This window comes from Pyrinomonas sp. (assembly GCF_040289685.1).
Classification (GTDB): Bacteria; Acidobacteriota; Blastocatellia; order Pyrinomonadales; family Pyrinomonadaceae; genus Pyrinomonas.
In genome coordinates this window covers 1-7,118 of the sequence record NZ_PSLQ01000099.1, presented here as the reverse complement: position 1 = coordinate 7,118, position 7,118 = coordinate 1, and the positions used below count along the sequence as shown (strand labels likewise).

General features: G+C 62.6%; 4 protein-coding genes. 3 read left to right on the top strand and 1 reads right to left on the bottom strand.

Annotated elements, in window-relative coordinates:
- From C4334_RS14125 to C4334_RS14115, 3 genes are all read left to right on the top strand, one after another.
- A partial coding sequence (locus C4334_RS14125) for a TonB-dependent receptor (RefSeq protein ID WP_352432732.1) occupies positions 1-2,275 on the top strand: 2,275 nt, incomplete at its 5' end.
- A gap of 68 nt (positions 2,276-2,343) precedes the next feature.
- Positions 2,344-3,816: a hypothetical protein gene (locus tag C4334_RS14120; protein ID WP_352432731.1), complete on the top strand. Its 1,473-nt coding sequence runs from the start codon at positions 2,344-2,346 to the stop codon at positions 3,814-3,816.
- Positions 3,806-4,849 (top strand): tetratricopeptide repeat protein, encoded by a 1,044-nt coding sequence (locus C4334_RS14115; RefSeq protein WP_352432730.1) that lies wholly within the window; start codon positions 3,806-3,808, stop codon positions 4,847-4,849. Before C4334_RS14120 ends, C4334_RS14115 begins: the two co-directional genes overlap by 11 nt.
- Positions 4,850-4,970: 121 nt before the next feature.
- Here C4334_RS14115 and C4334_RS14110 read toward each other — a convergent pair.
- The coding region (locus C4334_RS14110; RefSeq protein WP_352432729.1) for a TonB-dependent receptor at positions 4,971-7,118 on the bottom strand (2,148 nt) is incomplete at its 5' end.

Below are 7,118 nucleotides of genomic sequence, written 5' to 3'. Positions count from 1 at the left end.
ACTTCCCCCCACTGGGCCCTTCGCTTCGCTCCCGTCCAATCTGCCCGCATTTGGGCAGGTACGCTACCAGCGTCCCGGCGATCAGGGCGGCGGCGCTCCGCAGAACACTTACTTGACCGTGACGCGCATTGACTGGAACGTGAGCGACAGAACGCAGGTCTATGGGCGGTACGGCATTCAGAGCCAAAAGCTTTTCGCCGGCACGGTAAGCTTCAGCCCCTACCAGGGCTACAACACCGGCGAGAACACGTTCAATCAGAACGCTCTCGTCTCGATCACGCACACCTTTTCGCCACGCTTCGTTTCGCAAACCAAACTCTCCTACAACCGCTTGAACGACCTGCAGCCGCTCAGCGACAAGGGTGATGTGCCGACGCTCTATCTTTTCCCCAACACGCCGGGTTCGATTGACGGCTTCAACATCGCCTTCCCCGGATTTCTCCCCTTCAGCCCGGGCAGCGGCATCCCCTTTGGTGGTCCGCAGAACGTCGGCGAAGTGGCCCAAGACCTGAGTTACACGCTGAGCCGCCATCAGTTGCGCTTCGGCGGCGCTTTCGTCTACATCCAAGACAACCGCACCTTTGGGGCTTACGAGACGGCGAGCGAGACCTTGGGACGCCAAGGGAGGTATTCGGAGGCGCTCAATAATTTCGTCAGCGGTCAACTGCGCCAGTTCCAAGCGGCGATCAATCCGCAAGGCAAGTTTCCCGGCGATACGATCCAACTTCCGGTTGGGCCGCCGCAATTTAGCCGCAGCAACCGTTACCGCGAGTTCTACCTCTACTTCAACGATGCATATCGCGTGCGGCCACGCGTCACGGTCAACCTCGGCCTGCGCTATGAGTACTACGGCGTGCAGCACAACAAGGACCCGCGGCTCGACTCGAACTTCTACTTCGGTTCTGGCTCGACCATTTTCGAGCGGATTCGCAACGGGCGAGTCTTCCGCGCGCCGGAAAGCCCTGTAGGGGGTCTCTGGCGACCGGACAAGAACAACTTCGCGCCGCGCCTCGGCTTTGCGTGGGATCTGTTCGGCGATGGCAAGACGAGCTTGCGCGGCGGTTACGGCATCGCTTACGAACGCAATTTCGGCAACGTCACCTTCAACGTGATTCAAAACCCGCCGAACTACGCGGTCATCTCGATCATCGCCGGCACCGATGTGCCTTCGATCCCGATCAGCGTTAGCAACGTCGGGCCGCTGGCCGGAACGGGATCGAAGGTGTTGCCTGTAACCAGTCTGCGCCACGTGCGCGAAGACATCCGCACCGCCTACGCGCATCTTTACAGCCTTTCGTTTGAGCACGAACTCGCACGGCGGACCATCGTCTCGGTTGAGTTCACTGGCTCAGCGGGGCGCAAGCTCTACTCGATCGCCAACATCAACCGCACCGGCACGGGGCTGCGCTACTTGAACAGCACGACGCCGCTGGTGACTGGCGGGACAACGTCGCGCCTAAACGGCCAGTACTCGAACATCAACTCTCGCGGAAGCGATGGGCGGTCGAACTACAACGCGCTGGTCGCCTCGATCGAGAGCGACAACTTCCGCAACTATGGACTCAACTTCGGGGCGCGTTACACCTACGCTGTGACCAAAGACAATCTGAGTTCGACCTTTAGCGAATCGGGCAACAACTTCAATCTCGGTTACCTCGATCCATTCAACCCGAGTCTCGACTACGGTTATTCGGACTTCGACGTCCGGCACCGTTTCATCAGCAACTTCTCGTGGGACATCCCCGTCGCACGCAATGCGCGCGGCTTCGCGCGTCAAGCTTTCGGCGGCTGGACCTTAGCCGGCATCATCGAGGCGCGCACGGGATCGCCCTTCACGGTCTATGACTGCACCAATGCGTTGTTCACCTGCATCAGGTTGGTTCCGACCGCTGCGGTCAGCTTCAAGGGATCGGGCAACCCGGCGCCCATCTCCGGCACGCCGAACCGCTTCAACTACATCGACCTGAGCGGTCAAACGCCGAGCGACTTCACCGACGTATCGGGCTTCACGGAAGTCGGCCCGTTCCCGTCCGGCATGACGCGGCGCAATGCCTTCCGCGGTCCCGGTTACTGGAACGTAGATGGCGCCGTCTACAAGAGCTTCTTCTTCGGTGAGAAGTACCGACTCCAGTTGCGCGGCGAATTCTTCAACATCTTCAACCACCCGAACCTCTTCATTGGAGGCGGGGAGACTGACATCAGCTCCTTCAACTACGTGCCGGCGTTCCGCAACGGACGACGCAACGTCCAACTGGCGCTGAAGTTCATCTTCTAAGCGTCTGGAGCGGTGCGCTCCGGAGGGCATTTCGCCCTCCGGAGCGCACTTTGAGATCGAGGGGAGCGATGAAAACGGCGTGGACTCAAAGGCGTGGCACACACGGCCTGTTCGCTCCGCTTCTTCTCGCGCTCTGCTTCGCGCCGTGGAAGCACGAGCGACCGCCTTTCTCCGAGGCGCAGCCGTTGTTGGAAGCGCTGCGGGAGACGTTGCCGGCGGAGTTACGCGACGTTGAGGCCAAGAGTTGGTCCGACTGGCTCGACCGACACGATGCTGAAACGCGCGCGCGTCTCCAGCGCGGCGAAGAGGACACGCTCGTCAATCTTCTGTTGTTCGGCACCTCTTTCACCCACCAGCCGCGACTGACAACGGCACAGCTCGAACGCTTGGCGGAAAAGGAGCAGACCGCGCTCGTCGCGGCCGTCCGAGACAGAGCGCGCGACCTAGTGCGCGCTGCATCGGCTCCGACGCGAGATGAGCGGCTGACCTTCGCTCGCCAGATCTTAGTCGAAGAACATGGATTCGATCTGCGGACGCCCGCCGGCAGAGATTTGGCCGAACGCTATCTGTTGACCAGCGTCGCGCGCGTCTTCGCCGAACACGCCAGCTACGCCCGCTTGTTGGCGGCAGCGCGCGCTTCCGGCGATGCGACCCAAGAGTTCATCGCCCGCTCGCGTCTCTATAGTCAGCGCGGCTTGTCGTTCGACACTCAGCTTCCGCCCAACTACGCCATCGAACAGGCCCTCGCGACGTTGCAAAAGCGCGGGCTGCTCACCGCCGTGCGCCGCGTCGCCATCGTCGGTCCGGGACTCGACTTCGCCGATAAGCAGGAAGGCTACGACATCTATCCGGTCCAGTCGATCCAACCTTTCGCCTTGATGGATTCTCTGTTGCGCCTTGGGCTTGCGCGCGCGGACGAGCTGCGCGTCGTCACCTTCGACATCAGCCGTCGCGTCAACGATCACTTGTGCAAAGCCGTAGAGAGCGCGCGTCACGGCCAGTGGTATGAGCTGCGACTCCCGCTCGACGCTCGGACGCCTTGGCAACGCGATTACGTGAAGTACTGGGAGACGGTGGGCACGCGCATCGGACGGGAGGCACCAGCCACGGCGCCTTCAGGGTTGCCGCTTCGTCTGCGCGCCCTGCGCGTTGCGCCTCGTTACGTGCGCCTCGTTACGCCGCTTGAACTCAACGTCACCGTCGAACGGCTTGCGCTCGCTCCGGACCAACGGTTCGATCTGATCATCGCAACCAACGTCTTCGTCTACTACGATCTTCTCGACCAGAGTTTGGCGGCCCTCAATCTAACGCACATGATCCGTCCGGGCGGCTTTCTGCTCTCCAACAACGCGCTGCTTGAACTGCCAACCACTCCGTTGCGATCCATCGGCTACTCGACCACCGTCTATTCAGAACGTCCCGCCGATGGAGACCACATCGTCTGGTACCAAAGGACCGAAGAGAAAGCAGCCGAGCGGAAAGTTGGAAGCGTATCAACCACAAGCGCTCGGCCAGCGAAAGGAGCGCACCATGACCGCTAACCTGCGCCGTTCTTTCCGCGTCGTTGCACTGATAATCCTCTGCTCGCTCTCTTCGATTGCGCGCGCGCAATCTTCCTTTGGCGGCGTTGATCCCGACCCGGGCGCGCCCGGCACGGGCGGTCGAAACATGATCGATGGACACATCTATCTTCCGTCAGGCCAGCCGCTCAACAAAAGGGCCAAGATCCGACTCGACAGCATCCGCGGCGGAGCGCTATTCACCCTGAGCGACGACAACGGCACCTTCACCTTTCGCCGACTGAGCGGCGGCTCGTACCGCCTCGTCGTCGATGCTGGCGCCGACTACGAGGTCGTCACCGAAAACGTCGACATCATCGAGCCGGCGACCAAACGGCGTGACCTATCGGGACAAATCATCCCTGTGCAGATCTACCTGCGCCCCCGTGAGCGCCAACGCGAAAGCCTAGGTCTGATCGACGCGACGCTCGTTGGCGTGCCGTCGCCAGCAGCCGAGCTATACAAACAAGCGCTGGAGCTGGCGCGCCAAAACAAGGTCGCAGAGGCCATCGAGAAACTGCGTCGAGCGACGGAAGAGTATCCGTCTTTTGTCTCCGCCTACAATGAACTCGGCGTGCAGTACATGAGGATCGGCAAATTGCCCGAAGCGCTCGAAGCGTTGCGCACGGCGTTGCGCCTTTCCCCTTATGCTTTCGCGCCGCGACTCAACTACGGAATCGCACTGGTGCGGCAACGCGCGTTCGCCGCTGCCGAGGCGGAACTGCAACGAGCCATCGAAAGAAGAGGCGATTCGGCGCTGGCCCACCTCTACTTGGGCCGCGCCCGCATCGGCCTCGGCAAGCATCAAGAGGCTGAAGCGGCGCTTCGACGCGCCCTCGCGCTGGGCGGACGCGAGGCGCATCTAGCTCACCGATACTTGGGCGCGCTCTACATCGAGCGCGGCGAGCGGGCAAAAGCGATCGAAGAACTCGAAACCTATCTGCAGTTGGAACCACACGACAAGGACGCCAAAGAGATCCATGAGATCATCCGTCGGCTGCGCCAAGGTCGCTGAGCAGCAAGCCCCACATCTCCGCTGAGGAGCGATGCTCGTCGGCAAAAGAACTTTCATCATCGTCCCGCGCGCGAGGCTTGAGCTTCGAACGCGGAGGACGACGAACGCGCGTCGCCGTGTCTCAAAAGCGCAGCGCGTAGCTGAGTCGCACGTTGCGTCCCATCTCCGGAGCCAACTCTTTGACGAAAGAGAGATGGTTGCGGTAGAGCACGTCGCTTATGTTCGAGGCGTTCAGCGAAAGAACATGAGCCGCCCGCCCATGGACCAGCACATAGGAAGCATCGCCGCCGAAGACGGCATAGCCAGCCGTGCCCGTCTCGTTTTCGAACAAGCGCCGTTGCGGGCCCGCCAACGTGACCGAAGCGCCGATGCTCAACGCGCCGTGACGCCAACCGAGGTTCATCGTGGCACGCATCGGCGGGATGCGCGGCAACGGGACGCGACGCGGACGCACGAGTTCAGCTCGCACGTAGTCAGCGCTGCCGCTGAACCACCAGCCGCGCGGTAGCTCCACCTCGGCCCACGCTTCCGCACCAACGTAGCGACCATCGCCCTGTGCATAATCGACGATGGGCAACCGTGACTCCGCATCGACCTGCCCGGTAGGCGCAGCGAAGACGAAATCGCGGAGGCGATAGTAGAAGAGGCTCGCCTCGCTGCGGACGCGGCGCGTGCGGTGGCGAAGCGCGAGATCGAGTCCGTGACCACGCTCCGAACGGAGGTTCGGATTGCCGACGTCAAAGACGAGCAGCCCGGGGTGCGGCCCACGGTTGTAGAGTTCTTCGAGCGCCGGCGCGCGAAAGGAGCGTTGGTAACTGATGACCAACCAACCGTCTGACCAGAGCGGGAAACGGCCGCTGGCGCTGATGGAGGAACCGAAGAACCGACGCGCCATGAAGGGGGCGACCGGATGATAGGCGGTCCGCTCGAAGCGCGCGCCTAGCTGCCCGCCGAAACGGTCGCCATCGAAACGTTCAAGAGCGTAGGCGGCGATGGAGCTCTGTGCGGTGCGCGGGGCGGGAGCCTCTTTGCCGCTCGCCGTATAGTCGCGCCTGAATCCTGAGAAACCCACGGTGCCAGCCAAACGCCCGCGCCGTCGATGGTCCACGCCGAAACGGTAGTCGATGAGATCGTTACTGGCCGAAGATTCGAGTTCCGTCCGGTTCTCGTCGGATTCGAACTCGAACTCGCGCGCCCGATAGCGGCTGCGCCGAACGGCGAACTCCGCCTTGTCGAACGCGCCGCCCGGCGCACGCCATCCGCCCCGGACCTCGTAACTTCGACGTCGTTCGACCAAACTCTCGAGATCCACCTCATCGGACGAAGCCGGGAGGCCATGTCGCCGCCGATCGTAGAAGTAGTCGAGCACGAGCCACCCGCGCGCCGGAAACCACCCGCCCCCAATCCCCCCGCCGCCGCTCTTCGCGCGCGAGTTCAGCACCGAACCGCGCGGCGTTCGGTAATCGTCGGCCTTTTGCGCGCCGCCGCGCGCGAAGATGAGCAGTTCCCTGCCGCCGACTTTCACACCGCCGCCGATGCCCGCCTGCCGTCCGTTGCTGCCGCCGAAAGAGCTCAAGTACCCGGAAAGGCCGCGCTGGTAGACATCCTTAGCCGAAACGGCGTTGACCACTCCGCCAATGGCGTTTGATCCGTAAAGTAGAGTGGCCGGACCTTTGACGACTTCCACGCGCTCGAGCGTGAGCAGATCGACCGGCTCGGCTTCGTCGCCCGATTGTGCGGCGATGCCAGCGACGCGCAATCCGTCCTCCAAAACCAGCACGCGGTCGCCGTCGAACCCGCGCAGAACAGGACGACCGGCTCCAGGACCAAAGCCCCGCTTAGCGACACCCGGCTGTCCATCGAGCGCTTCGCCGAGCGAAACGGTGCTCTTCTCGAGGAGCTGCAAAGCCCCGACCGAGATCACCGATCGGTAGGCACGCGCCAACGCCTCCGCCTCTCCAGAAGCCGTCACCGTAACTTGTTCGTTCACCGGGGCGAGCACTAGACGTAGCTCGACCCGCTGCTCGCCGGCGACGACCCGCACCGAAGCAGCCGTCTCGGGCACATGATCGAGGTGCGCGATGAAATGGTAGTTGCCGGGCGGAACGTCCGCAAAGACGAACTCGCCGCGGTCATCGACAAACGTCGTCCGCCCTAGCTCAGCGATGGTTACAGCAGCATGCCGCGCTGCCGCCCCAGACGGTTCCAAGCGCACCGTGCCACGCACCGTGGCCACCGGAGTCTGAGCTCCACCTATGGCGGGAAACCA